The sequence below is a fragment of the Aromatoleum toluolicum genome, from assembly GCF_012911005.2.
GTDB lineage: Bacteria > Pseudomonadota > Gammaproteobacteria > Burkholderiales > Rhodocyclaceae > Aromatoleum > Aromatoleum toluolicum.
In genome coordinates this window covers 17,712-43,123 of the sequence record NZ_WTVS01000040.1, presented here as the reverse complement: position 1 = coordinate 43,123, position 25,412 = coordinate 17,712, and the positions used below count along the sequence as shown (strand labels likewise).

At 64.1% G+C, this 25,412-nt stretch carries 24 protein-coding genes; 2 read left to right on the top strand and 22 right to left on the bottom strand.

Features of this window, described 5'->3' with window-relative positions; translation table 11 throughout:
* Nucleotides 1-34 precede the first annotated feature (34 nt).
* Nucleotides 35-256 (top strand): hypothetical protein, encoded by a 222-nt coding sequence (locus tag GPA27_RS17835; protein WP_211165073.1) that lies wholly within the window; start codon nt 35-37, stop codon nt 254-256.
* A gap of 65 nt (nt 257-321) precedes the next feature.
* Here the strand turns inward: GPA27_RS17835 and GPA27_RS17830 are convergent, their stop codons facing one another.
* The 17 genes from GPA27_RS17830 to GPA27_RS17750 form a co-directional block, all read right to left on the bottom strand.
* The gene (locus GPA27_RS17830; RefSeq protein ID WP_169141836.1) at nt 322-1,476 is read right to left on the bottom strand and encodes a multidrug effflux MFS transporter; all 1,155 of its coding nucleotides are present in this window, start codon (nt 1,474-1,476) and stop codon (nt 322-324) included.
* A 48-nt stretch (nt 1,477-1,524) separates the two neighbouring features.
* A complete protein-coding gene (locus GPA27_RS17825; RefSeq protein WP_211165070.1) occupies nt 1,525-1,854 on the bottom strand; it encodes a hypothetical protein in 330 nt (109 codons plus the stop codon).
* 72 nt (nt 1,855-1,926) lie between these two features.
* Nucleotides 1,927-2,853 (bottom strand): quinone oxidoreductase family protein, encoded by a 927-nt coding sequence (locus GPA27_RS17820; protein WP_169141835.1) that lies wholly within the window; start codon nt 2,851-2,853, stop codon nt 1,927-1,929.
* Between the two features lie 10 nt (nt 2,854-2,863).
* On the bottom strand, nt 2,864-3,694 hold the full coding sequence (locus GPA27_RS17815) for an SDR family NAD(P)-dependent oxidoreductase (RefSeq protein ID WP_169141834.1): 831 nt from the start codon (nt 3,692-3,694) through the stop codon (nt 2,864-2,866).
* A 40-nt stretch (nt 3,695-3,734) separates the two neighbouring features.
* On the bottom strand, nt 3,735-4,571 hold the full coding sequence (locus GPA27_RS17810) for an enoyl-CoA hydratase/isomerase family protein (protein ID WP_169141833.1): 837 nt from the start codon (nt 4,569-4,571) through the stop codon (nt 3,735-3,737).
* A 1-nt stretch (nt 4,572) separates the two neighbouring features.
* The gene (locus GPA27_RS17805) at nt 4,573-5,538 is read right to left on the bottom strand and encodes a VOC family protein (RefSeq protein WP_169141832.1); all 966 of its coding nucleotides are present in this window, start codon (nt 5,536-5,538) and stop codon (nt 4,573-4,575) included.
* 80 nt (nt 5,539-5,618) lie between these two features.
* Nucleotides 5,619-8,066 (bottom strand): efflux RND transporter permease subunit, encoded by a 2,448-nt coding sequence (locus GPA27_RS17800; RefSeq protein WP_169141831.1) that lies wholly within the window; start codon nt 8,064-8,066, stop codon nt 5,619-5,621.
* A 36-nt stretch (nt 8,067-8,102) separates the two neighbouring features.
* Complete coding sequence (locus GPA27_RS17795) at nt 8,103-9,230, bottom strand: WD40/YVTN/BNR-like repeat-containing protein (protein ID WP_169141830.1); 1,128 nt, start codon at nt 9,228-9,230, stop codon at nt 8,103-8,105.
* Nucleotides 9,231-9,363: 133 nt separating this feature from the next.
* A complete protein-coding gene (locus tag GPA27_RS17790; RefSeq protein WP_169141829.1) occupies nt 9,364-10,719 on the bottom strand; it encodes a DUF1329 domain-containing protein in 1,356 nt (451 codons plus the stop codon).
* A 26-nt stretch (nt 10,720-10,745) separates the two neighbouring features.
* Nucleotides 10,746-12,503, bottom strand: coding sequence for a DUF1302 domain-containing protein (locus GPA27_RS17785; RefSeq protein ID WP_256223019.1), 1,758 nt, complete (start codon nt 12,501-12,503; stop codon nt 10,746-10,748).
* A 217-nt stretch (nt 12,504-12,720) separates the two neighbouring features.
* On the bottom strand, nt 12,721-13,572 hold the full coding sequence (locus GPA27_RS17780; RefSeq protein WP_169141827.1) for an SDR family oxidoreductase: 852 nt from the start codon (nt 13,570-13,572) through the stop codon (nt 12,721-12,723).
* 37 nt (nt 13,573-13,609) lie between these two features.
* A complete protein-coding gene (locus GPA27_RS17775) occupies nt 13,610-14,782 on the bottom strand; it encodes a thiolase family protein (RefSeq protein WP_169141826.1) in 1,173 nt (390 codons plus the stop codon).
* A complete protein-coding gene (locus tag GPA27_RS17770; RefSeq protein WP_169141825.1) occupies nt 14,779-15,684 on the bottom strand; it encodes a 3-hydroxyacyl-CoA dehydrogenase in 906 nt (301 codons plus the stop codon). The genes GPA27_RS17775 and GPA27_RS17770 overlap by 4 nt, the downstream gene beginning before the upstream one ends.
* 17 nt (nt 15,685-15,701) lie before the next feature.
* Entirely contained in the window at nt 15,702-16,574 is an 873-nt protein-coding gene (locus GPA27_RS17765) for a fumarylacetoacetate hydrolase family protein (RefSeq protein WP_169141824.1), read from the bottom strand.
* Complete coding sequence (locus tag GPA27_RS17760; RefSeq protein ID WP_050416114.1) at nt 16,571-17,662, bottom strand: amidohydrolase family protein; 1,092 nt, start codon at nt 17,660-17,662, stop codon at nt 16,571-16,573. The genes GPA27_RS17765 and GPA27_RS17760 overlap by 4 nt, the downstream gene beginning before the upstream one ends.
* Nucleotides 17,663-17,846: 184 nt before the next feature.
* Nucleotides 17,847-18,548, bottom strand: a complete 702-nt coding sequence (locus GPA27_RS17755; protein ID WP_169141823.1) for a TetR/AcrR family transcriptional regulator — start codon at nt 18,546-18,548, stop codon at nt 17,847-17,849.
* A gap of 61 nt (nt 18,549-18,609) precedes the next feature.
* A complete protein-coding gene (locus tag GPA27_RS17750) occupies nt 18,610-19,410 on the bottom strand; it encodes an SDR family NAD(P)-dependent oxidoreductase (RefSeq protein WP_153169511.1) in 801 nt (266 codons plus the stop codon).
* An 86-nt stretch (nt 19,411-19,496) separates the two neighbouring features.
* Here GPA27_RS17750 and GPA27_RS17745 point away from each other — a divergent pair, with 86 nt between their 5' ends.
* Nucleotides 19,497-20,240: a DUF2889 domain-containing protein gene (locus GPA27_RS17745; protein WP_169141822.1), complete on the top strand. Its 744-nt coding sequence runs from the start codon at nt 19,497-19,499 to the stop codon at nt 20,238-20,240.
* Between the two features lie 76 nt (nt 20,241-20,316).
* On the opposite strand, the gene GPA27_RS17740 is transcribed toward GPA27_RS17745, so the two are convergent.
* The 5 genes from GPA27_RS17740 to GPA27_RS17720 all read right to left on the bottom strand — a co-directional run bounded on the left by GPA27_RS17740 (nt 20,317) and on the right by GPA27_RS17720 (nt 25,308).
* Nucleotides 20,317-21,552 carry an NAD(P)/FAD-dependent oxidoreductase gene (locus tag GPA27_RS17740; RefSeq protein WP_169141821.1) on the bottom strand — a complete coding sequence of 412 codons (1,236 nt, stop codon included), beginning with the start codon at nt 21,550-21,552 and terminating at the stop codon, nt 20,317-20,319.
* Between the two features lie 36 nt (nt 21,553-21,588).
* Nucleotides 21,589-21,909 carry a 2Fe-2S iron-sulfur cluster-binding protein gene (locus GPA27_RS17735; protein WP_169141820.1) on the bottom strand — a complete coding sequence of 107 codons (321 nt, stop codon included), beginning with the start codon at nt 21,907-21,909 and terminating at the stop codon, nt 21,589-21,591.
* A 27-nt stretch (nt 21,910-21,936) separates the two neighbouring features.
* Nucleotides 21,937-23,208 carry an MFS transporter gene (locus GPA27_RS17730; protein ID WP_169141819.1) on the bottom strand — a complete coding sequence of 424 codons (1,272 nt, stop codon included), beginning with the start codon at nt 23,206-23,208 and terminating at the stop codon, nt 21,937-21,939.
* A 102-nt stretch (nt 23,209-23,310) separates the two neighbouring features.
* The gene (locus GPA27_RS17725; protein WP_018990615.1) at nt 23,311-23,874 is read right to left on the bottom strand and encodes an aromatic-ring-hydroxylating dioxygenase subunit beta; all 564 of its coding nucleotides are present in this window, start codon (nt 23,872-23,874) and stop codon (nt 23,311-23,313) included.
* Between the two features lie 39 nt (nt 23,875-23,913).
* Nucleotides 23,914-25,308, bottom strand: a complete 1,395-nt coding sequence (locus GPA27_RS17720) for an aromatic ring-hydroxylating dioxygenase subunit alpha (RefSeq protein WP_153169517.1) — start codon at nt 25,306-25,308, stop codon at nt 23,914-23,916.
* Between the last annotated feature and the right edge of the window lie 104 nt (nt 25,309-25,412).

Sequence of the window (25,412 nt, the reverse complement as noted above, 5' to 3'; positions counted from 1 at the left end):
ACGTCCAACGTGATGGAGAGCGGCAGCCGTGAAGATGTTCAGTAAGGAAGGCGTGGAGATGGTCGAAGTGAAGTCCATCCAGCGAAAGGACGACACTCTGGTCATGAAGGGCAAGGTCATGGGCTCGATGGCGACCACCATCCTCATTCGCCCCGAAGACTGCTGGCAGGCGCTCCAGCTGCTCGGGTGGCGGACGCTGCTGCGGCTGCCGCTGATCCTGTTCAGGGGCTACCGCCAGGCCGCAAGATCAAACTGATTAGCGGTCGCTCACAGATAGCGCAGCCGTAAAGGAGCGCCCCCTCATGGATGGACCTCGGATCTTCAGCTGGACAGGCGGCCCGCCACGATCACCCCCAGGACCCCGCACAGGGCAAGAGCAGCGGCTCCCAGAGCGAGGGACAGCAGCGAATGCCACATCAGTGGCGCCAGCACCGCGGCAATCCAGGCGTTGAATCCCGTCTGGATGAACAGCTGAACCGATGAGCCGGTGCCGCGGCGCTCGGGTACGCAATCCAGGCCGCGCACCGTGATCGTTGGAATCATCACCGACATGCCCAGATTGAAGAACAGGAGATACGCCACGTACCACGCCGTGCCGCCCGGTTCAACGAGGCACACGGCGAGATTCCAGAGTGTGGCGGCAGCCATGATCGAGAAGCCGGCCTTCAGCGTGGCGGCCGTGGACCAGCGCTGCGCAAGGCGACCCGCAAGCGCGGAGCCCAACATCAGACCCACCGTTGCAGGTCCGAACATCCACAGGAAATCGGTTTCGCCCAGGCCAAGGTGCTCCATCAAGAACACCGGCGCAGACAGGACGTAAAGGAAAAAGCCGCCGAACATGCAGGCATAGGCCAGTGCCCAGCTCATGAAGCGAGCGTTTCCGAGCACGGACGCGTAACCGCGAAGCACACTCCCTGGATTGAACGGGTGACGCTGCGCGGCTGGCAGAGTCTCCGGCAATCCGAAAAACACGGCGGCGAGCAGGCTGGTAGCAAGCAGGCACAGGAACACGAATACCGAGCGCCAGCCCAGCGCGACCTGCAACCAGCCGCCCACCAAAGGCGCGACGGCGGGCGCGATCGAGAACATCAATACCACCTGCGACATCATGCGCTGCGCGCGCAGCCCTTCATGCAGATCGCGGACGACGGCGCGACCGATCACGATCCCGGCTCCCGCCGAGAAGCCCTGGAACGCCCGCAGAACCCACAACTGTTCCACTTGCGTTGCAAGCGCGCATCCCAGCGACGCTAATGCATAGACGACCAGGCCGGCCAGCACCACGCGGCGGCGCCCGAAGGAATCCGAGATGGCGCCATGCCACAAGGCCATGAAGGCAAAGGCGGCGAAGTAGATCGCCACTGTCTGCTGCAATGCGACTCGGTCCGTGCCGAGCACTACCGCCATTTCCCCGAAGGATGGCAGGTAGGTGTTGATCGAAAACGGGCCAAGCATCGCCAAGCCCGCCAGGATCACGGTCGTGCCGAGTTGCCCTGTGCGGGGACGGGATCCGGATTGCAGAAATCAGCCCCGCATGCCGAGAACTGCCGAAATGTCGGCACTCGGGTCGGCGTCGGCGCCATAGCCGAAATCCCCGCGCTGCTGCCTCTCGGCGAGACGCACCATCAGCAATCGGTAGCGGTTGCCGGGGCCGTCGAACCGCGAGCTCAGGTCGCGGCGTTCGGTGGACTCGAAATAGCGTGCGTTCTGAGGGCGCAGCACCGAGTTGTCCTGAGGCTGGATCACGTAGGAGATGCGCGGCATCAGCCAGCGAAACGGTGCCGGCGCGTGGACGGTGTAGTTCGTCTGGTCAACACGAGAACGGTGCTTGCCGACAGGCACAAAGGGCTGCACGTTCCTTGCACCGCCTCGGACAGCGCGACCGCCCACCATCGTCCCATGCCCAGCCTCCCCTGCCCTTGCCGCTCAGCCCCTGATCCGCGCGGTGATCTTCGCGTGCGGCCCGGCAATCTGTGACGCCCAGGCTGCGGCAGCCTGATCCAGCGTATAGTCGGCGTAGTCGACGTGGATATTTTCTGTGCGTGCAATGCGCAGCAGACGCTCCCAGATCGCGCGGCGATCGGCCGGCGGGCGCTGCCCCGTGCCCACGCACGACAGCGTGCGGAAAAGCAGATCGGCGATGTCGAGATTGATTTGACGCCCGGCACCTGTGCCGATCGTCATGATGCGCGCCCCCCAGCGGGTCGCCTTGAGGGCGTTGAGCATCGGCTGCCCGCACACCAGATCGAGCACGACGTCGAAACCGTCGCCCGCCGCGTCCTTCAACGCCGCGACATCATTCTCGCTACCGAGCGCCACGACTTCATCGGCAATCCCCCGCGTCTTCAGGCGCTGAAGGGTCTCGGCGGAGCGCGCGGCCGCGACGACCCTGCCCGCGCCGAGATAGCGGGCGAGTTGCAGCGCGACCTGCCCGAGCGTGCCGGTCGCACCGAGCACCAGAACCTGCTCACCCCGCTGGATGTTGGCCTGCTCGAGCGGCACCAGTGCGCCGGTGGCGGCGATGCCCATCGTGATCGCGGTCTTGTCCTCGACCTCGTCGGGCACGTTCCACACCTCATCGGCCGGCACCAGCGTACGCTCTGCCCACGCCCCGAAGGGCATCACCGAGCGCTCGCCGAAATACACGCGGCGGCCGTCCGGCGCCCTGCCCACGCCTTCGCCGCGGATCACGCACGGGTATTGCACGCCCAGCCGGTACGCGCCGAGTACGTCCCAGCCCCCGAGCCCCGCCGTGTCCATGTCGATGAGGACGGCGCCTTCCTGGGGCGCCGGTTCCGGAAACTCCTGCACGACCGGAGCGGCACCCCGCTCGCTGATGACAGCTGCTTTCATGGATGACTCCTCACATGCTCTTCGCGCCGGTCTGCGCGAAGAGGGCCTTCATTGCGACAAGCGAGGGCGTGTGGCAGGAGAAACCGCCATCGGCGACCAGCGTCGTGCCGGTCACGAAGGACGACTCGTCGGACGCGAGGAAGGCCACCACGTCGGCGATCTGGCGCGGGGTGCCGACATCGGGCGTGAGATGATTGTCGCGGAGGATCTGAATCACGGCCGGCGGCATGCTCCCGTGGGCGTTCTCTGCTGGCGCAAGGCCGATCTGCAGCGCGTTGGAGCGGATGCCCTCCTTGCCGTACTGGGTCGCGATCGACTTGCTGAGCATCATCAGCGCCGCCTTCGAAGCGGCGTAGGCCGACAGCGACAGGTCGCCTTGGGCGCCGAGTCCCGAGGTCGCGAAGATCAGGGAGCCTTTCTTCTGCTTGAGCATCTCGCGGATCGCATACTTGGCGCACAGCATTGCACCGCGCAGATTCACCGCCATCGCCCGGTCCCACGCCTCGACGTCCATGTTGGCAACGTCGCGGTCACGCTGGCGTTGCTCGACACTCAGGATCGCCGCATTGCTGTACAGGACGTCCACTCGCCCGAAGCGGTCCACCACCGCCGCGACCATCGCCGCGACATCCACCTCGGACGAGACGTCGGCCTGCACGGCGAACGCACGCCCACCGCCGGACTCGATCTCGGCGGCCACCTTGCGTGCGCCGTCGAGGTCAATGTCCGTGATTGCCACACTCGCACCGTGCATCGCCAACACGCGGGCCGATTCGGCGCCGAGGCCGCCGGCCGCACCGGTCACGATCGCGACACGGCCATCCAGTTTTCGCTCGCTCATCTGTCTGTCTCCTGATTCTTGTCTGCGCGGAGCGCGTCGCTTAGCGACCGGTAAAGCGCGGTTCGCGCTTTTCGCGAAAGGCGATCGCCGCCTCCCGCGCGTCATCGCTGGGTTTGAGCAATGCGAAAAGATCCAGCTCGAGGTCCAGGCCCTTCTTGAGGTCCACGTCCAGTGCGGCACGCGCGGCGCGCTTCACGCACAGCGTCGCCGCCGGCGCGCGCGAGGCGATGCGCATCGCGAACGCGCGCACCTCTTCCACCAGCTTGTCCGGCGCGCTCGCCACCCGGGTGACCAGGCCGATCGCCTTCGCTTCATCGGCGCTCAGGCGGTCACCGGTGAGCAGCAGGTCCATCGCCCGGCCCGGACCGACCACGCGCGGCAACCGCTGGGTCCCTCCCCCGCCGGGAATCAGGCCCAGGGCAGTCTCAGGCAGACTGAAAACCGCATCGGGCGTGGCAAAGCGGATGTCGCAAGCGAGCGCGAGCTCCATGCCCCCTCCCATGCAATAGCCATGAATGGCCGCAATCGTGGGTTTCTCCGCGGCATCGAACGCCTCGACCCAGCGCGCGCCCTGCATGCGCCGGCGCACTTCGATCGAGGTCTCGGGGCCACGCTGTTCCTTGATGTCGGCACCCGCGCAGAAACCCCGCGGGCCATCCCCGCGAATGACGATCACGTGGATCGCCGGGTCTGCCTCGAGATCCTGCAGAGCCTGCGGAACGCCGGTGCGAATGTCGTCGTTGATCGCATTGATCTGGGCCGGGCGGGTCAGCACGATCCAGCCGATACTGCCCTGACGCTCCACGGCCACGGCGTCATTGAGCGGAACCGCCATCGATTCGGCGCCCGCATTCTTGACCGCAAGGTCGGATGCCATGTCAGACCTCCTCGAACTCGATGAGCTGCCCGCGCATCTCGCTCGGATCGATCCGGATCATCGCGCCGCCGCCGACGGCTTCGGACTCCTCGATCCATTGGAAACGGGTCCCGCGCGCGCGCAAGTCCTCGGCCTTGGCCTTGAGGCCGTTCACTGCGACGCGAATGTAGTAAAGACCCGGCCCCCAGTTGTTCAGGTACAGGCCCGCGTCGCCGTTCCAGCGGCTGGGCTGGATCACGTCAAGGCTGGCGCTGTTGGCCACGGTAAAGGGCATCGTCGCGCGGCGGTATCCCTCGCGATGCAGCGCTTCGACTTCGCCGCTCGGTTCCCAGTCGAGATTCTTCGAGCAGCAGCGCAGCGTCTCGTCCAGATCGCGGACAAGGAATCCGCGCGCACTGACGCGCACCATGTCGCCCGGCTTCGGGTCGCGCGGCTGCATGGGTTCCGCGGCGAATGTCTCGGACGGCATCTGCAGCGGTTCGGTCGGCATCACCTCGATGCACAGGCCGCCATCCACCACCGGGGTGTAACGCGGCCGCTCTGGCGTCGCGCCGAGCCACAACCGGTCGAACGGCATGTCCGGCGTGCGCTGGGCCATACGGAACGGCAACCCGCGCCGCATCAGCTTGTCGACGAAGGCGTCGAATTTCGGCCCTTGCAGCGCGAGCACGACCGAGTGGGTGAGCATCGGACGATGGCGTCCCTGGTAGTCCTTCAGGCTTTCGAGGAACTCGTGGAACATCGGGTCGCCGGGGTTCTCGCGATCCATATGCCATTGCGGTTCGAGCCGGGTCGGCGACACCGCCAGCGACTTGTGCACGCGCAGGAAGTGCGCGACGTAGGGATGGTCGTCGAACGCCTGACGCCAGTTCGGATGGCCATGCACGCCGAGCTTGTTCACCAGCCGCGCAGCCATGTCGTCGGGATCAGGCAGCATCATGTCGGCACTCAGCAAGAGGTCGAACATCGTTTTGTCTCCAGTTGTGGTCTGTCTTGTCCGCCAGTCGCCTGCCGGGCGATGTCGGCTTTCTTGAATTTATTGAGGGATCAGGCAGCCGCGCGCAAAAGGGCTCCGCGTGCGCCGCTCGGTTCGCGCGGGTTGAGCATGAAATGCGACAGTGCCGGGATCAGTACCAGGGCACCGAGCATGTTCCACAGGAACATGAACGTCAGCAGGATCCCCATGTCGGCCTGGAACTTGATCGGCGACCATGCCCAGGTGATCACGCCGGCAGCCATCGTGAGTCCCACCAACGCGACCACCTTGCCGGTGAAATCGAGCGACTTGCGATAGGCATCGCGCAAGGTTCCCCCGCGGCGCTGGACGGCAATCTGCACGCTCAGCAGATAAAGCGCGTAGTCGACACCGACACCGACGCCGACCGCGATGACCGGCAGGGTCGCGACCTTGAGTCCGATACCGAGCCAGACCATCAGCGCCTTGCAGAGGATCGTGGTGATGACGAGCGGGATCAGTGCGACGATCGTCGCGCGAACGCTGCGGAACGTGATCAGGCACAGCAGCGCCGTTGCACCATAGACCGCGAGATACATCGTGACAATGCTCTTCTGTACCTCGATGTTGGTCGCCGCCTCGATACCAGCGCTGCCCGCAGCCAGCAGGAACTGCACCGGCTCCTTTGCATCGGGCGCGGTATTGTTGGCAGCCGCGTACGCTTCCGCAGTCTGCAGGATGCGTCCCACGGTATCCGCCTTGTGGTCCTTCAGGTAAGCGACCAGGGGCGACACGGAGCAACTCTGGTTCGTGATGTCCGGCGTCGCGATCACGGCTGCCGACACGGAGCCGTCGGTGATCGACTGGTTACGGCTGATCGTGAGCCACTTGCCACTGCCCTCGAACATCGCCGAGGTCACGAAACGCACCGTTTCGGCCAGTGAGGTCGTCGTCTGGACCGCCGGATCCTGCCGCAGCAGTTGTGCCAGCCCGTCCATCTTCTGCAGGCTCGAATACAGGCGACAGCCCTCGTCGCCGGTCTTCATGATGACCACGAACTGGTCGCTGGAGAGCCCGTAGTGTTCCGTGATGTATGCGTTGTCGCGGTTGTAGCGCGACTCGGGCCGAAGTTCGGGCGCCCCGGCATCCAGATCTCCGATCCGCAGGTTCTGCATGACGATTGCGGAGACGACTGTCACGATCGCGGCAATGGCGATAACCGGAATCGCCCATCGCCGCTCGGTGAGTTCGTCCAAACCATGCCAGATTCTCCCCGGCAACGAACGCCGGCCGCCCGCCTTCATGTCGTCTGCCGTGGCATGCCGGATGGCCGATTCGCTGACGCCGATATAGGAGAGTGCGACCGGGATGAGGAAAAGCTTCGTGAAGATCAGGACCGAAACGCCGACGCTGGTGGTCAGGGCCAGATCGCGGATAACCGGGATGTCGATGATGATCAGTACAGCAAAACCGACGATGTTCGCCAGCAGTGCCGTAAGGCCGGCCATGAACAGGCGCCGGAAGGTGTAGCGCGACGCGACGTACTTGTGGGTGCCACGGCCAATGTCCTGGATGATCCCGTTCATCTTCTGCGCGCCGTGCGACAGCCCGATGGCGAAGATCAGGAAAGGCACCAGGATCGAATACGGATCAAGCTCATACCCGAGCAACTGCATCAGCCCAAGCAGCCACACCACGCCGATCACGGCGACCGTCACGAGAAGCATCGTGCTACGCACGCAGCGGGTGTAGAGATAGACGAAGAACGCGGCAATGACGACTGACACCGCGAAGAACACCATCACCTCGCGCAGGCCCGCGATCAGATCACCGACGATCTTCGCGAAGCCGACGATGTGGATGCCGACCGTGTCACTCTCGTAGGTGCGGATCTTCGCTTCGAGGGCGTCCGCAAACTCGCCGTAATTCAGCGCTTCACCGGTTTTCGGATGGGTATCCAGCAGCGGCGCCACGATCATGCTCGACTTCATGTCATTTGCAACGAGTCTGCCGACGATGCCCGCCTTGCCGATGTTCTCGCGCAGTTTCGCGACTTCGTTCGCGCTGCCGTCGAAGCTCGCGGGCATGACCGCGCCGCCGGTGATGCCGTCTTCGGTCACCTCCCGCCAGCGGACGATCGGCATCCAGATCGACTTCATCCACGAACGATCGACGCCGGGAATCAGGTAAAGGTCGTCATTGACTTTCTTGAGCACGTCGAGGTACCCGGGATCGAAGACGTCCCCCGACTTGTTCTCGACGACGATCCGGATCGTATTGCCCAGACCCGGCAACTCGCTTTTGTTATCCAGGTAATTCTTGATGTACGGGCTGCCGAGCGGAATCATCCGCTCGAAATTCGCATTGACCTGGATGCGCGTCGCGGCGAAGCCGAGTACGAGAGTCGCCACAAGGCATGCCAGGAGCACGACGATGCGATTGTTGAAGATGATGCGCTCGAGCACGCTGCCGGAACCGAGATCGAAATCCTTCAGGTCCCGAATCACCGGCATCACTCTTTGTTCGCTGTGGCCTGCCATGCTGTGTCTCGCAAATTTCAGTATCGGAAGAGGCCGTTACCGGAGGGGCAAACGGATCAGATCAACGCCATTGACCCGGGCGAGCAGGAGCTCTTCCGGACCGGCCATCGCAGCGGCGAATGCCTCCCCGCCGCGTGGCACCTCGAGCGCCGTCACGCTCGCCCCATCATCGTTACTCAGCAAAACCTGACCGGATTGGGTCACGAACACCATGCGTCCCGCGCCGCGGTCGAGGGCGGCGACGAGGCTCGCATCGCTGCCCATGGCGAGAGAGGACCAGCTCGCCGCCCCATCGCGGCTAATAAAGGCATTGCCACGCAGCCCGTAGACGATCAGCTTCGAGTCCCCTGCGGTGATACCGAAATACGTGCCCTTATAGGGCGTTTCGACGGTCTGGAACCGGGCCGCGTCTCGATCGAGGCGACGCACCAGACCTTGCTCTCCGGCAAGAAACACCCCACCGTCGGGCGTCGGCTCGATCGCATACAGGTGCATGCGAAGCCCGTTGTCCGCGCGCTCGATCCACGGCTCCCATGTGGTGCCACCGTCAGTCGTATGCAGCAGCAGACCGAAAGCGCCAGCCAGAAAACCCTCGCCGCGCTCGTTTACGTGGATGTCGAGAAACGGATAGGGCAGCACGCCCGGCGTCGCGGACTGCTCGGCCGCCATCTCGACGTCCCGCAACACGCGTCCTGCCTCTTCATTGCCCGCATCGGCCAGAGCGCCATAGTGTTTGGAGAGCAGTTCGAAGAGAGCATGACCGTCCATTACACGGGACCAGGTTTCCCCGCCGTTATCCGAACGCAGGACGACTGCATCGTGTCCGAGTGCCCATGCGGTGCTCCCCGCCCCGAAGCGCACCGTCGTGAAGTCTGCGCTCACCGGCGCGACGATCTGGGACCAGTTCCGACCGGCATCGCGTGACAGCAGAATGATGCCGCGCGGCCCGACGGCCAGGGCGCGCCCATCCTTGCTGGCGATACCTGACATTGCACTCCGCAAGGACTGGGGAGAGATCACCGCGGGGACGGCCAATACGTCGCGCACGGCGGAACCCGTGGCGAGCGCCACGCCTGCCGCGCCGAGAACCGCTGCCGCAAGGGTCAGACGCAGACGCCGGCCCGGGACCATGGAACGGGAGATCGAACTGCTAACGCGATTCAAGAGACAACTCCTTGCCGATGCGATCCCCGCCGCCCACAACAAGCACCGGGCGGGGGATCTATCTGGAGTGAGCCGGAACCGGAAGGGGCAACACGGCAAGCCGCGATGCCCGCTTCCACATGAGGGCTGACGATCAGCGCGCGGTTTCCTGCGCGACGATTGCCTCGGGGTTGAGTTCGCGGTTGCCCATCGGCGCCTTCAGAACGCCATAACCGCCGACCAGGCCGTCATTCACCAGCGCGTACATGCCCTTGTTGAAGTCATACACCACGTTCTTCACGGTGTAGGGCGCCTGGACGTCATAGAGCTGAACCATCGAGTTGAAGATCGAGCGATACAACTGGCCGCTCTGGTCGAAGGCGTCGTACAGGCCTGCGCCGTAAGTATCCTCGTCGAAGTAGTACATGCGCTTGGCGTACACATGGCGCACGCCCGGCTTCAGGGTCGCTTCGACGACCCAGACGCGGTGAAGCTCCCAACGCCAGCAGGCCGGATTCGGGTGCTTGTCCATGAACTGCTCTTCGACGCCGCAACCGAAATAAAGCTTGTAGGCGTTGTAGGGGATGTACATCTCCTTCTTGCCGACCAGCTTGAATTCGAAACGGTCCATCTGTCCCGAGAATACGAAGAGCTCGTCGAACAGCGTGACGCCGCCCATGCTCGCGACCGGCGTGTCGTAGGCGAACTCCGGAGCGAGCTTGATGCGGCGCTGTCCCGGCGTGTAGCTCCACGCGCGGCGTGGCTTCTCGGTCGGATCGAGGAAGTCCGAGAGGCCGGTCGCCTCGCCTGCCTTGCGGATCGGCGCCTGCGTTACCGAGTAGGTTCGCCAGTAGAGCTTTGCGTCGCGGCCGTCCAGGTCGTCATGGTAGTAAGGCGTCTCTTCCATCGTCTTCTGCTGCGCCGCCATGACCACCTTGCCGTTGGAGTCCACGACCCACGAGCGCGACGACTTGGTCGTCGTATCGGCCTTGTAGCGAAGCTGCTGGTTCCACATCACCTCGTAGCCGGTCTTCGGCATGGGGAACGGCAGACCGCCCCGGCATGCTTCCTCGACGGAGAGGCCGTTCTTGGCGGTGTTGCACGTCGTCGCATTGCGCACCGTATTGTTCAGGATCTTGGCGGGATACGACGCCGTACGGTGCGACGGATAGATATCCATATAGAAGCTCGGATACTTCTTCAACAGCTCCTTCTGCCCTTCCGACAGCTTGTCTGCGTGCTGCTGATAGTTCTTGCCGTCGATCCGGAGCAGGGGCTTTTCGTCCTTGAACGGATCCGCCCAGAAACCGCTGTCGGGCTTGAAGTCGGCCGGAGCCTTGGTCAGCCCTCCGGTGTATTCCGGGATCGTCCCTTCCTTGTTGCCCGCCTGGATCGCGCCGTACTTGGTCAGCGTCGCACCGAGCTGTTTCGCCTCTTCTGCCGTAACCGCCGCCATCGCTTGGCTCGAGAGGACCGCCGCGGCGGCCCATACAAAATTGCGCATCTTCATGTCTCTCGTCTCCTGTTTGCGGCCTGTCAGAAAGCCGTCTTGAACGTGAAGGACAGCCAGCCACGGTCGATCACACCAACCGAAGAGTTGCTGTGGGCCGCACCGCCGGTAATCCGTTCCTCACCGCGAACGACGCCCTTGCGCACCGGCAAGCTGCGGTCGGAGTAGTTGAGGGCGAATTCGTACTTGGACGCATAGGTCCAGGTGGTACCGATCGACCAACGCAGCTCACCCTCTGTGCCGCCACCTGAAGAGGGTGCGTTTCCGGAAAGCCCGTAGTTGATGCTGACCGGCACCGCCAGGTCCCATGACGGAAAGATGTTGAGATATTGCGGCGAGAACCTGACCGCGAGTTGCAGGGCATCGACGGTCGAACAGCCGTCGCGCTTGGTGCCGGTCCTCGGGCGTCCGATTGCCGAATTGACGCAACTTGCCGCACCGACCTTGCGATACAGCTGCTCGTTCTCGGTCACGCGATCGAGTCGGTTGTATGCGACCTCCGCAATCAATGTCCCGGTATCCCACATCGGCGTCTGCGGTAACAGATAAACGCCATTCACCACCGCATGCCAGGTGTCGCCGCGCGCGCCCGAGTCGAGCGTATGCGACGCCGGCGTATTCAAAGGCCCGTTCTTGCGGTACGACAACTCGGTACCGACGCTTACGCCACCGATCACGCGCGAGAAGCTCACACTGTATTGCTCGATGTCCTCGGGATACAGGAAGCGTGCCTTGCTGGGCAATACGGCGGGACCGAGGCGAACGAAGTCCGAGAGCTGCACACCGAGTTCCGGCGCGTAGTCGTCGAACTTGCGGTAGTAGGCACCGAAGGTCGACTCGATCGCCTCGGCATTCCAGCGCGCACCCACACCCCAATTGCCGCGCTTGCTCGGTTCCTTCGCGTCGATGATCGAGGCCTTGAGCTGGCCGATCCCGAAGGAAAGGTTATCGGACGACGGCGCGGTGTCGGCACCCATCAGGTAAGTGCCAGCGTGCGGTACGCGGGTAGGCTCCCAGTCGTAGAAATACTGCCCGACGACGGTCACACTGTCCGTGAGCTGGGCACTTGCATGCACCTGCCCGATCGGAAGGAAAACTTCCTTGGTCTCGATGCCGGGGTTGGTTACGGCCTTCACGCCGTCGACCGGGGACTGTCCGTAGGAGATTGCATGCGCACCGATCAGCAGGCCTTCACCCCACACGTTGGTCTGGCGCCCGACCTTCAGGTTGAGCGGCACCGTGCCGAGATCGAGGTTGGTCCAGACGAAGGCGTCGAGGATTTCGCCCGAGGGACCATTCACATAGCGCTTGACCGTGCCGTTGTACTTGTCGTTGCGGTAGGCGGTGGCAGTGCCGGTCGGCGCAGTCACCGAATGATCATCGTAGGCATGGTCATACCACGCCGCACCGGTTACACGAGCGCCGAATTTGCCGCGATAGCTAACATCGAATTCTGAGAGCAGATCGAGACGGTTGGTCACGACGTCGCCTCGATCGAACTTGCTGTCGCCCTCGTCATAGACCGGGTTGCGCATCAGCTTCTTGTCCTGATCCTCGACGCGCACGCCCGTCGTATATCGGATCGTGTTATCCCAACGCATCTTGACGTCCGGGTTGCCGGTTTCGACCTCGAACGCCGACGCCCCCCCCACCCATGCAAGTGCAAGCGCGGCAGTGACGCCTCGCAGCGCGAACCGGGTACGGACAGACCTGCTCCCATTATTCATGAATTTGTCTCCTCTGGTTATATCGATGACCGTGACGCCCTGACCTTGTCTTTTCACGCCTCATTGAAGGGCGAATCCGGCCTCTTTTCAGATCAATCGCTGCGTGTCCCGGTACGGCGGGTTTTCACACAACTGAATTGTAGCGAGTAATTTCCTAAAATTCTACATTCGAACATCGATTCTCTAATTAGAATTTTACCCCGCATCACCCGCCTACCCAGCAATTGATTTGACATCGTCAAAACACGCGCCGATCCAGATCGGCACCGACGAATCAGACCGTCGCCGAGCCCTCGTTGCGCCGCTTCACGGCTTCGGTGAAATCGCGCTTGAGTGTCGGGTAGTACGCGATCTGGCCCTGCAGCCCACCGGCGATATCGATCGAGGCCGCGCTGATGAAGCTGGCGTATTCGCTGGCGAGGAACAGCGCCATGCCTGCCACGTCTTCCGGCTTGCCGAAACGCCCGATCGGCACCACCTTGAGGACCATCTCGTTGAACTCCTCACGGGAGACTCCGGGGCCGACCTCCCTGAAATGGCGCTCCCACTGGCCGGTGTCGATCCAACCCATGTTCAGCGAGTTGACGAGGATGTTTTCCTTCGCGAGCGACATCCCGAGGGACTTGGAGAGCGCGAGGCAGGACGCACGATTGATGACCGACGGGATGCCGTCCGGCGTCGGGATCGCACCGGCCAGCGCGTTGATCTCGATGATGCGACCCCAGCGTTGCCGGCGCATGTACGGGACCACCGCCTGCACGAAGCGGAAGTGCCCCATCTGCAGAATGTTGGCGTGCTCGAGGATCGCCTCGGGGGTGAGCGTGTCCAGATTCCCCCCCCGCCCCTGGCCGGCATTGTTGACGAGGACATCGACCCCGCCCCAGCTCTCGGCGACCTCATCCACGAAGGCCTTCACACCCGGCGTGTCGGTCACATCCACCGCGTGCGCGATGACCGCCCGGGCCTGCTGTGCAAGCTCCCTGCCAGTCTCTTCGACCGCTTCGGGAGTGCGTGCGCAGATCGCAACGCGCGCACCTTCCGCGGCGAAGGCACGCGCGATCGCACGCCCGATGCCGCGTGAGGCGCCGGTTACGATTACGCGCCGGTCGCTAAGGTCGATGTTCATGTCGTGTCTCCTGTCGTTTGCCTGCCGCGGCGCCCGCTTACATGCGCTCGATGATCGTCGCCGTGCCCATGCCGCCCGCGCAGCAGATCGCCTGCAGGCCGTAGCGCGCGTCACGCCGTTCCAGTTCGTGCAGCAGCGAGGTCATGATGCGCGAGCCGCTTCCGCCGAGCGGATGCCCGAGGGCGATCGCGCCGCCATTGACGTTGAGCCGGTCATGCGACACACCGAGCTCCTTCATCCATACCATCGGCACCGGCGCGAACGCCTCGTTGACCTCGAACAGATCAATGTCCTCGACATTCAACCCGGCTTGGGCGAGCACCTTCCGGGTTGCGGCAATCGGCCCGGTCAGCATCAGCGTCGGGTCGGAGCCGACCGTGGTGAAGGCGCGGATGCGCGCACGGGGTTTGACGCCGAGCCGGTCGACCGCCTCTGCGGACATCAGCAGCAGCACCGCTGCACCGTCGGAAATCTGCGACGAATTGCCGGCGGTCATCTTGCCGTTGTCGCGAAAGCTGGTCTTCAACGTGGCAAGCTTCTCGGCACTGGTGCCGGGGCGAATCGTTTCGTCAGCGGCGAAGACTTCCGGCGCGGGCTCTACGTAGTCCCGATCCTTGAGCGCAGCGACAGGTACCGGCGCGATCTCCTTGCGGAAATATCCCGCTTCGGCCGCGGCCGCAGCGCGGCGGTGACTCTCCATCGCGAAGGCGTCGAGCTGGACGCGGGTCAATTCCCATTTGTCCGCGACCCGCTCGGCCGCCTCACCCTGGCTGGTGAGCTCGTAGCGCTCGGAAGCCAGCCAGCCGAAGGGCTCGCCGTAGATTTCGCGGTTGCCGCCCATGCGCACGCGGCTCATGTTCTCGGCACCGCCCGCCACGACGACCTGCGCCGATCCGGCGGCGATCAGTCCTGCGGCGACGTGTACCGCGGCCTCACCGGAGCCGCACTTGCGGTCGATCGTGAGACCGGGAATCGTATCCGGCCAGCCGGCCCCCAGCAGGGAGGTGCGCGCAATGTTCGCGGATTGCTCGCCGACCTGGGTGACGCAGCCGAAGATGACGTCGTCCACCTCGCCCGCCGAGATGCCCGCGCGCTCGACCACGGCGTTGAGGACGTGGGCGCCGAGGTGGTCCGCGCGTACGCCGGCCAGACTCCCCCGGTACTTGCCGACCGGCGTGCGGACGGCCTCGACTATGAAGACGTCGCTCATAGGTTGCTCGCCTTCAGGCCCGAGCCCGGAACGCGCTGGCCAGTCTCGTCATACTTGTATACTCCGTGCCCGGTCTTGCGCCCGTAGCGGCCGGCCGCCACCATCTTGATGATCAGCGGGCAGGGACGGAACTTCTCGCCGAGCGTCGAATGGAGGTAGCGCAGCACCGACAGGCGCGTATCCCAACCGGTCAGGTCACCCAGCTCGAGCGGCCCCATCGGGTGGTTGAAACCCATCCGCAGCGCGGTGTCGATGTCCTCGGCGCTGGCAGTGCCTTCCTGCAGCATCCACATCGCTTCGTTCCCCAGCATCGCGGACATGCGGCTGGTCGTCAGGCCGGGGGACTCATTCACCAGGATCGAGATCTTGCCGATCGCGTCGCACCATTCGCGGCTTGTCGCGACGGTGGCTTCGTCGGTTGCGATACCGAGCACCAGCTCGACGAGCTTCATCTTGTGCACCGGGTTGAAAAAGTGCATGCCGATGACGCGCTCGGGACACGGCACCGAAGCTGCAATCTCGGTGACGCTGAGCGCCGATGTGTTGGTCGCGATCACCGCGTTCGCGGCCAGTACGGGAACCGCCTCGCCCAACACCGCCTTCTTGACCGCGAGATTCTCCGAGACGGTCTCGACCAGGAGGTGAGCCCCCTCGGCAGCCTGTTTCAATGAGGTATTCGTGGAAAGCCGCGCCTTGGCGGCGTCGGCCACATCCACGACGAGCTTTCCGAGCTTCACGCCACCATCCAGGATGCCGTGAATGCTCTTCTCCGCCTTGGCGAGTGCGTCGGCGCTGGTATCCACCAGTTGCGTCGCGAAGCCGCTGCTCGCGAACGCATGGGCGATGCCGGTGCCCATCAGGCCGGCGCCGACCACCACAACCTTGTGATTCTTGTCGAGCATTTGTCTTGCCTCCTTGCTCAGACGCCGGGTTTGGGCCCGACGATGTTCGTGATCGTTCCGATCCCCTCGATTCCGGCTTCGACGACGTCGCCGGGATTGAGGAATCGGCCTGTACCCTGGCCCACGCCGGCCGGCGATCCGGTAAACAGGATGTCGCCGGGCGCGAAACTGGAACGCTCTTCGACGAACTTCACCAGTTGCGCGACGTTCCACGTCATCTCGCCGGTATTGCCGTCCTGGCGCGTCTCGCCGTTCACCTTCAGGGTCAGTCGCAGTTTCGGGCTCCCCTCCGGGAACTCGTCGCGCGTCACGATCCACGGACCGACTCCGGTGCTGCGGTCCTGGCTTTTCGCCGCGAAGAGATCCATGCCGATGCCGGCCGGACCGCTGCGCTGCAGGTCGCGCGCCGATACATCGTTGCCCACGGCATAGCCGAGAACGCTGGCGAGCGGGTCTTCCGGGTCGACCGGCACCTCCCCCACGATGACGACGAGTTCGACCTCGTGATCGAGTTCGTTCGTCAGCGGCGGATAACGGATCGGATCATTGGCACCGATCAGGGCGCCGTATGCCTTGAGGAAGGCGATGGGCTGCGGGGGAGACTTCAGGCCGAAGTCGTCCGCCAGATGCTTCGCGTAATTCGCACCCGCGACGACGACCCGATTGACCGGCTCGATCGGCGGCAGCAGTCGCACCGAATCCAGCGGCCGGGCATCGCCGCCGGGCGTCAGCACCGAATGGGCTGCTCCGCCCTGCCCCGCGGCAATCGCGCGGGTCAGCGCCGGTCCCCAATCCGCGAAGCTGCCGACGATCGGTGTGACCGTGCGGGCTTCGGCATTGACGACGGCCCAGAATGGCGCGCCGCCATCACTGCAGCGCGCGAGTTTCATGCCGCCACCTCGGCCTTTGCGACGGCGCCCACTTTCGCCGGATCGAGGTGGAGCAGTTCGCAGGCATTCTTCCAGCGGATCTTCTGCAGATCTTCCTCCGAAAGGCGCAGGCCTTCGGTGAGGTCGTGACGCACCGCATCACTGCCTCCGAAATTCGAACCGTAGAGGATGCGGTCGGCCCCGATGACGTCGATCAGTGCCTGACGCATCGGCAGCTCGTGCAGCTCCACGTCGAACCAGAAGTTGCGCATGTACTCCAGCACAGGCTTCTTGTTGTGGTACGTGTCGAGGTTGGGGTTGGTCTGCGCGAGGCGGCCGAGCTGATAAGGCACATAGCCACCACCGTGCGTGATGTAGACCTTGAGCTTGGGGAAGCGGTCGAACACACCACCGTTCACCAGGTACCAGAAGGCCTTGGTCTCGTCGTAGTTCATGCCGACGATGGCCGTGGTTTCATAGCGGTCGGTATTGGCCTTCTTGCCCCACGTCACCGACTGGTTGTAGCCATGCACGAACATCGGCAGGTCGAGGTCGCACAGGGCCTCCCACACCGGATCCATCTCAGGCGAATCGAACTCCAGGCCGCCGAAATTCGACCCCCCCGCACCCAGACCCTTTGCGCCCAGTTGGGTGCACGCGCGGCGAATTTCCTTGGCTGCCTCCTTCGGATCCTGCAGGGGCGCCTGCGCCCAGAACATCAGTCGGTCGGACGCCGCCGAGCAGTACTCGGCGAGCACGTCGTTGACCTTGCGCGAGAACGGTATCGCGTAGTCGAGCTCCGTCCAGTACATGTAGCAATGCGAAGGCACCGAGACGACCTGGGCGTTTTGGCCGGCTGCATCCATCCCCGCAAGGCGCGTCTTGGGGTCGCGCCAACGGCTCATGTAGTCCTGCACGTTCAGGGCATTGCCCTCGGCCTTCGCCTTGCGCAAGGCGGCTTTTCGCTCGGGCGCGCCGAGCGTGAGGATCCAGTCGCCGACGCGAAGCTTGATGTCGCCGTCGGGCTGCGATTCGAAAGCCGGCCCCCAATAGGGGTGCTGGTCGTAGTAATCCGGATGGGGGGCGTGGGCGTGGAGGTCGATGAGCATGTGGTGTCTCCCAGTGCAGGTTGGTGGAACCTGCCGAGTGCCGCAATCGCGGACGGGAGCATCGATGCGCCGGACGGACCTCGCCTGGCTATCGGGGATTTGTCTCCTGCCTGCGACACTCGACCGGTGTCTTTGCAACGATAAGATTCATCATGCCAAACATAAACATATTTTGCAAATCTGTTTATGTTTTTTCTTTCTCGCGGCGGCGCGAGCCCGTGGAACGTGCCGGCGCAGCCACCTCGACAGCCTCATCGCCCTTGGTGGCAGGAAAACCGATCAGCGAGCGCACGAGACGCTCGATGCGTGCCGTGCCTTCGTTTACGCGCTCATTGGGGACGAGTTGTTCGCTCAATACGTAGCGGATCAGCATTTCGCACACGAGCTCGCGATCGATGCTGATGCCGAGACGCCCATCCCACGCGTCGAACACGGCCCTGAGGACGTCCTGCAAGCGCACGCGCGCGTCGTTGAAGACGCGGCGAAAAAAACTCATCGCATAATCGGGTGCCACCACCAGCAGACGCCGCGCCTGTCCGTGCGCCGCGTAGTGCTCCAGGTAACCGATCAGGGCGCGAAATTTCTCGTCGGGGTCGTCGTAAGGGGCGGTCACTTCCTGCATCGCCCTGTGAAAACCCTCGCGTTTGTGGCGCGAAAACGCATCGAGCAGATCGTCCTGCGACGAGAAATAGCGGTAGAACGTGCCCCGCGAGACACCTGCGTCGTCGCACACGTCGATGATGGAAATGCGCTCGGCACCTCCCTGGAGGATGATCCTTTCCGTCGATGCCAGAATTCGTGCAATGGTCGCGTCGGAGCGGCGATTGCGCCGAGCGGACTCCATTACCGGTCCGTCTTCAGCGACTGTCTCGGCTTCGTCGTTCATGCGTGTGCCTTGGGAATGGAGGGACCGCGGGGCGAACCGCAGGGCCCATCAGAACTTCGATTCAGTATTCGCGCACCGGCACATCCGCCGGACGCGAGTTGTAGCCGGGCAAGTGCAGCCCGCCGTCGACATGCAGCATTTCGCCGGTGACATAGCGGGACATGTCCGATGCGAGAAAGACCACAACGGGGCCGATGTCGAGTTCCGGATCGCCGCACCGGCCGAGGGGGCGCATCGCGGCAGAGCGTTCGGCGAAACCGGGGTTCTCCGCGGCCAGCTTGTGGAAGGTCGCACCCATTGCCGTCGGGGCGACGGCATTCACCGTAATGTTGAAGCGTCCCCATTCCGCCGCCGCACTGCGCGTGAGGCCGACGATGCCTCCCTTCGCCGTGTTGTAGTCGGCATGCAGCCACGCGCCGATCTCGACGTCGATCGAGTAGAAATTGACGATCTTCCCGCCCCCGCGCGCCCGCATGTGCGGCAGCGATGCCTGCATCGCCCACCACGACGCCTTGATCGTCGAGGTCAGCGTCTGCTCGAGCATTTCGTCCGTCTTGTCTTCGAGGCGCACGTTCGGCGTCGGCACGAAGGCGTTGTTCACGAGGATGTCCAGCCCGCCGAAATGGGCCACTGCCGCCTCGATCGCTCCCGTCACGGACGCCTTCTGCATCACGTCGGTACGCACGAACAGCGCCCGCCCGCCCAACTCCTCGATCTCGCGCGCCACCTGGGCTCCAGTCTCTTCGTTGATCTCCGCGATCACCACGGCAGCCCCCTCGCGCGCGAAGCTGTGCGCCACGCCGCGCCCGATGCCGCCGCCGGCCCCGGTAATCAACGCAACCTTGTCCTTCAGCAAGCCCATTTTCGTCTCCTGGCGTTTTTGCACACTATTTTTGTTATTGTACACATTAAGAAGAAAGAAACACTCCCCAAACGGAAGCCATTGCAATGCCCTCCTTTTGCCGACGGATCCAGCTTGAAGGCCGCCAGACCGGCCATGAGGGCGAAGTCCGTGCCGTCCTCGAAGACGACTTTCACCATTTCCGCGTCGCGCTGCGTCATCGCCTCGGCCGCGTGATCGAAATCTCCGCCGAGGCTCCGCGACATCCGTTCACGGAGTGTCCGAATGCCGCCGCACCGCTGAACGCACTACGCGGCATGCAACTGGACCCCATCGCCAGCGCAGTAACCCGCCATACCGACGCCAGCCTGCAGTGCACGCATATGTTCGACCTCGCCGGCCTCGCGATCGCCGCAGCGGCGAGGGGGATCTCCCATCGCCTCTTCGACATCGAAATTCCCCGTCATGTCGACGGCCGTTCGCACGCCCGTCTGGTCCGTGACGACGGTTTGCGGCTCGACTGGGAAGTGCAGGACCGTACGATCGTGTCCCCCTCGCCCTATGCCGGCGTCGACATGCGCCAGGGCATGGCGCGCTGGGCGCTCAGCAGTCTCGCGGCCGACGAGGCGGAAGCGGCCCTCGTGCTGCGCCGCTGTGCGCTGATCGCGCTCGGACGTCTGCGGGACATCGACAAGGACTTGCACGCCCGCCCGAGCGGCCGTTGCTTCGTGCAGCAACCCGAACGCGCGCCCCAGGCGATTCGCATCGTGGGCTCGACCTGGGACTTCACCGCGCATCCGGAACGCCTTTGCCGCGACGACCAGTCCTGGCTCCACGCTTTCGCGGAGTAAGCACGCTCCAGGTGTCGGCGCGAGCGCGATGCGGCGGACGCCGACATGCGATCGCGCCGAGTAGCACACCGGACGATCAGGGCCGGTTGGCCGCTTCCCAGGCTTTCAGATCGAAGTCGGGGGCAGCGGCGGCAGCGGGCGTGAGCGCTGGGGGGCGTGCGAGGATCTTGCGTGCGAACACGTGATCGCCGGGACGGTTGCAGGACTCGACCGCGATCAGCTCGTCCCCGCGGAAGCACAGCACCGAGAGCTGCTGCGCGGCGGCGTCACCCAGCGTCACGTAGTTGTCTGCCCCGATCGACAGACCGGCGATCTGCAGCTTGAGATTGCCCTGGTCGGTCCAGAACCAGGGCAGCGCTGTGTAGGGTGCGGGTTTGCCCACGAGGCGGGCCGCGATGAGCTTGCCTTGGTCGACCGCGTTCTGCACGGACTCCAGGCGCGTGAGATTTTCGCCGTTTTGCACGCACGGGAAGGCGGCGACGTCACCCAGCGCCGAGATGTGCGGGTCCGAAGTGAGGAGACTGGAATTAACGCGAATCCCGTTATCGATGTCGAGTCCGGCCTCGAGCGCGAGCTGCACGTTGGGAATCACGCCGATGCCGTAGACGACCAGCTCGGCAGGCAGACGTCGTCCGTCCGATGTCGTCACGGCGCTCACCTTGCCGTCCTCGCCTTCCAGCTCCGCCAGCCCGGTACGGAAGTTGAACTTCACGCCCCAGCCTTGATGTGCGGCACGGAAGAGCTCCGACATCTGCGGGGACACTGCCCGGGCCATCGGGCGGTCGCCGAGTTCAAGCACTTCGACCGCAGCTCCTTCGGCCGCCGCCACCGCGGCGAACTCCAGACCGATGAAGCCGGCACCGATCACGACGACGTTCCTGGCCTGCTTCACCAGCGGCGACAAGAAATCGGCATCCGCCTTGGTCTTGATGCCGAAGATGCCGCCCAGCGTCGAACCCGGCACGTTGAGCGGCCGATTGTGGGCACCGGTCGCGAGCACCAGATGGCCGAAGTCGAGCGCACTCCCCGAGTCGAGCATGACACGACGGTTCTGCCGATCGATCGCCGCTACCCGATCATGGACGAGCTCGATGCGCTGATCGACGTAGAAGGTCTCCGGCCGGAAGAGCATCGCAGTGGCGTTGATCTTGCCGAGAAGGTAGGCCTTCGACAGGGGCGGTCGCTGGTAAGGCAGACCGGGCTCGTCGTTCACGAGCACGATGCGGCCCCCGAAACCTTCCTGGCGCAGCGAAATCGCCACTTGCACGCCCCCGTGTCCCGCCCCCACGATCACCACTGAATCGAGCGACATCTTCCCGTCTCCTTGTCGTTTTTCAGATCGCCGTCTTCAGAACTGCGCAGCCGGCAGGCGCAGCGTGAGGCCGTCCATGTCCGCTCCGACGACCAGCTGGCAGGTGAGCCGACTGGTGGGCTGGCGCTCGACGACGTTCTCGAGCATGTCGTATTCGGTGCCTTCGGCGGGCGCAAAACGCCCCGCCCAGGCGTCGTCGACGTAGGCATGGCAGCTGGCGCAGGCGCAGGCGCCGCCACAGTCACCGGGAATGCCGGGAACGCCGGCAAAGGTCGCGGCCTGCATGGCCGACTGGCCGACTTCGGCGTGCACTTCGTGCCGGGTGCCGTTGTGTTCGATGAAGGTGATCGTGGGCATTTGGTGGCTCCGATGAATGGGATGAAATCAGGCCCGCTGCGCTTCGGCGTGCAGGGCAAACTGGGGACTGCGCCCGAGCGTCAGCAGCAATGACGCGCCGAGCAGGGTGGCCACGGTGCAATAGACGAGCATGGCAAAGTAGCTACCGGTGACACTCAGCATCGCTGCAAACATCAGCGGCGCGGCTGCCGACGCTACCGTGATGAGCCCCTGATGCACGCCGAACAACCGGCCGTAATCCTTGAGGCCGAAGTAGCGCGCGATGAGGAAGGCCGCGATGTCGAATTCGGCGCCGGCGCCAAGTCCGACCAGCGCCGCGGCAAGACTCATGACAGCCGGATCGGTGGTTCCCGACAGGAAAATCAGACAACCCACCCCGGGCAGGGAAAGGCTCAAGGCCGCCACGCCGGGCGGCCACAGCCGATCGAGCAGGTAGCCGACCACCAGGCGACCGCAAATCAGCGCAATGCCGAAGTAACCGAAGACCAGGGTCGCATCCGCCGCCGACAGCCCCTTATCTCGCAACATCGGCACGGTACTGGTAACGAGGCCCACCACCGCCGACACGACCAGCGACAACGCCACATTGCAGATCCAGAATCGCGGCAGGAGCATTCCTTCCTGGAAGCTCACGCCGCTCCGCACCAGCGGCGGACCGTCGTCTGCCTTCGCGCCGCTCACCGCACGTTCGCCAGGCAGGCGGAACCACCATAGGGTCAGCGGCAGTCCCACCAGCACATTGAGCAGCGCCAGGATGACGAAGGCGGCCCGCCAGTCCCAGTTCTCGACCCCCCAACCCAACAGTCTCGGTACCAGCGCGGCGGTGATGCCGGTGCCCGAAAGCCCGATCGCGAGCGCCAGTCCGCGGTTGCGGTGAAACCAGAGATTGAGGAGTTGCGTCCACGTGACCGCCAGCGCACCCATGCCGATGATCGGGAGCAGGAAAAATGCTGCGTAGAGCGACCAGATCGAGCCGCCAATCTGCGTCGTCGCCAGATAGCCGAGCGCCATCAGCAGCAGCGAAATCACTGTCACGCGCTTCATGCCGAAACGCAGGTTGAGCCAGCCGACGAGTTGCAGGCCGAGCACGGCGCCGCCGAACAGAAAGGTGATTGCTGCTTGCAGCGAACCACGGTCCCACCCGAAAGCCTGCTCGAGGGGGATCACCAGGACGCCGAAGCCATACAGCAATGCGGCGTTGATGCTGATCGCCACCCCGATCACCGACAGAACCACGACCTGCCAGCCCTGCCTGAACTCGGTCAGATCGATCGCCGCGTGATTTCCGTTTGATGCCATTTTTCTACTCCGCTCCCCGTCCTGGCTCTCGTACCAGCCTCGTGCCGAAGGACAGAACGGGCACCGTCCGATCCGTAACCGGACCGGCGGCGCCCGGGTTGCCTAGAGGAAGATCGCGAGGTTCGGCGTGCCCAGCACCGCCTGGTCGAGAATGACTTCGCGACGCACGAGCTTGAATCCCTCGCCATCGACGCGCAGCAGATCGTTGCGCTCCCCGCTGATGACATCCATGTCCGGAAAGTCGAAACGGCTGCGTGTCAGCAGCAGATAGCTCACGACCGCGAACTCGTCGGGCCTGTCGGTAGCGAATACCTGCACGTTGCTGACCATGCGGCGGGTGCGTGACGGGGGATCCTCGGCCCACGCGCTACGTGTCTCGGTGAGCCGCATGATGCGCCCCATGATCGAGCGGTAGTTGTCGTGGTAGTGCTGCACGGTGCGGATAACCGACTGGGCCTGCTGGGACATCGGGCGGGTCTGTCGCAGAGGCACGGTGTAGACCAGGTCGGGCGCAAGCGTCGCGCCCCACTCCTTGAGACGGATCGTGTCGAGCAGGGTCGCTTCCTGGTAGAGGAAGCCGACGATGCGATTATAGACTTCGGCCCCGACCGGGATCGGGTTTCCGATGACGGGGGCGTTCTCGGCAACTTGTTGTGCGGCGCTCATGTGTCGCTCCTTCGAAGGTGTTGGGTCGGACCGGACGGCTCAGGCCTTGGCGTTCATCAGTTCGTTCCAGTACAGCCACCAGTGCCACTGGGTGTCGTCCTTGGTGAACCCTTCATTCACAATGCCCGGCCCGGGCCAGCCGGCAGGGGCGCCGGTCTCGTACACCGCCTGGTACTTGAGGGTCGAGCGACGCCCGCGCGCGCCCTTGGCGGCGAGGGTCATGTGGGGCCAGGTATCGGAGTCGTCCTGCTCGACCATGCCCGAGGTGCCGAACAACTGGATGCTCTGCATCAGCATCCTGTCCTTGAGCTCCTGCGGGGCATCCTTCTCAGCGAGCACCCAGTTCACGAACTCGAGTTGATCCGGCCCCTTCGGCACGTAGGCGTGCAGCAGCGTGAGGCCGAGCACGGAGCCGTCGGCCTGCGGGATGTACACGAACGCGAACAGCACGTTGGGGAAAATCCCGCCCACCTGCGGCGGCATCGACACCATCACTTCGAGCTGCTCTTCGCTCAGGTGCTTCCTGAGCTGAGGCAACATTTCACGCGTCATCCCCGGCGGCGGCAGTGCTTCGAGTTTCTGATCCACCGTCAGCTCCGCCGGATCGAGGCCGGAGAGCTTCTTGATTTTGCGTCCGAGGTCGATGCAGCGCAGCGCATGGCCATGCGGCGAGCTCACCTCGACGCCGTACATCTCGGGCGACAGGTCCGCGCTGCCGCCGTCGCCACTCTTGGAGTAGTTGCCGACCTCACCCAGCCAGCGGTGCAGGGTCAGCGTGTGATAGCCGTCGGCGGCGGACTGTTCGCCCGCGGCTTTCCAGTTCGCGCGCACGATGAAACGCTGCGGCGGGCCGAGCACTTCGAGCCCCTTGTCGCTGCGCTCGAACAGGGTGTCGAAGTACCATTTCGCATCACCGAGGAATTCTTCGAACGACGGTCCCTCCAAGTCCCAGGTCGCGAAAATGATGCCGCCGTAGAGCGTCACCCGCGCCTGCGGCAGGCCCAGCTCCTCCTTCGGCATCATCTTGCCGTGCATGCACTCCTTCTCGACAGGCGCTCCGATGAACTCGCCGCTCGGCTTGAATGCCCACCCGTGGTAGATGCACTTGTGAATCTGGGTATTGCCCGCGTCGACCGTCGAGATGCGCATGCCGCGGTGGGGACACACGTTAAGCGAGACGTGGATGTTCCCGTCCTTCGCACGCGCGACGATGACCGAGTCCGACCCCATGTCGCGCACGACGAAATCGCCCGAGTTGGGCACTTCGGATTCGTGCCCGAGCAGCAGCCAGGTCTTGCCGAAGACGCGATCCATCTCCAGCTGATAGATCTCCGGATCCGACAGGGCCCGCATCTGGACTTCCCGCGTCGGGACGCGAACCAGATCGGACAGCGGCGTACCGTCCGCCAACGTGTAGCTTGCCTTGGTCAACATTGTCATCTCCTGTGGAGTGAAGCCGTCCGTAAGGACGATCCTCGTTCGATGGGCCTGACGGCCACTTCTTGTGGGTTGTTCAATTGCTCGGGCACCGGTGTTCG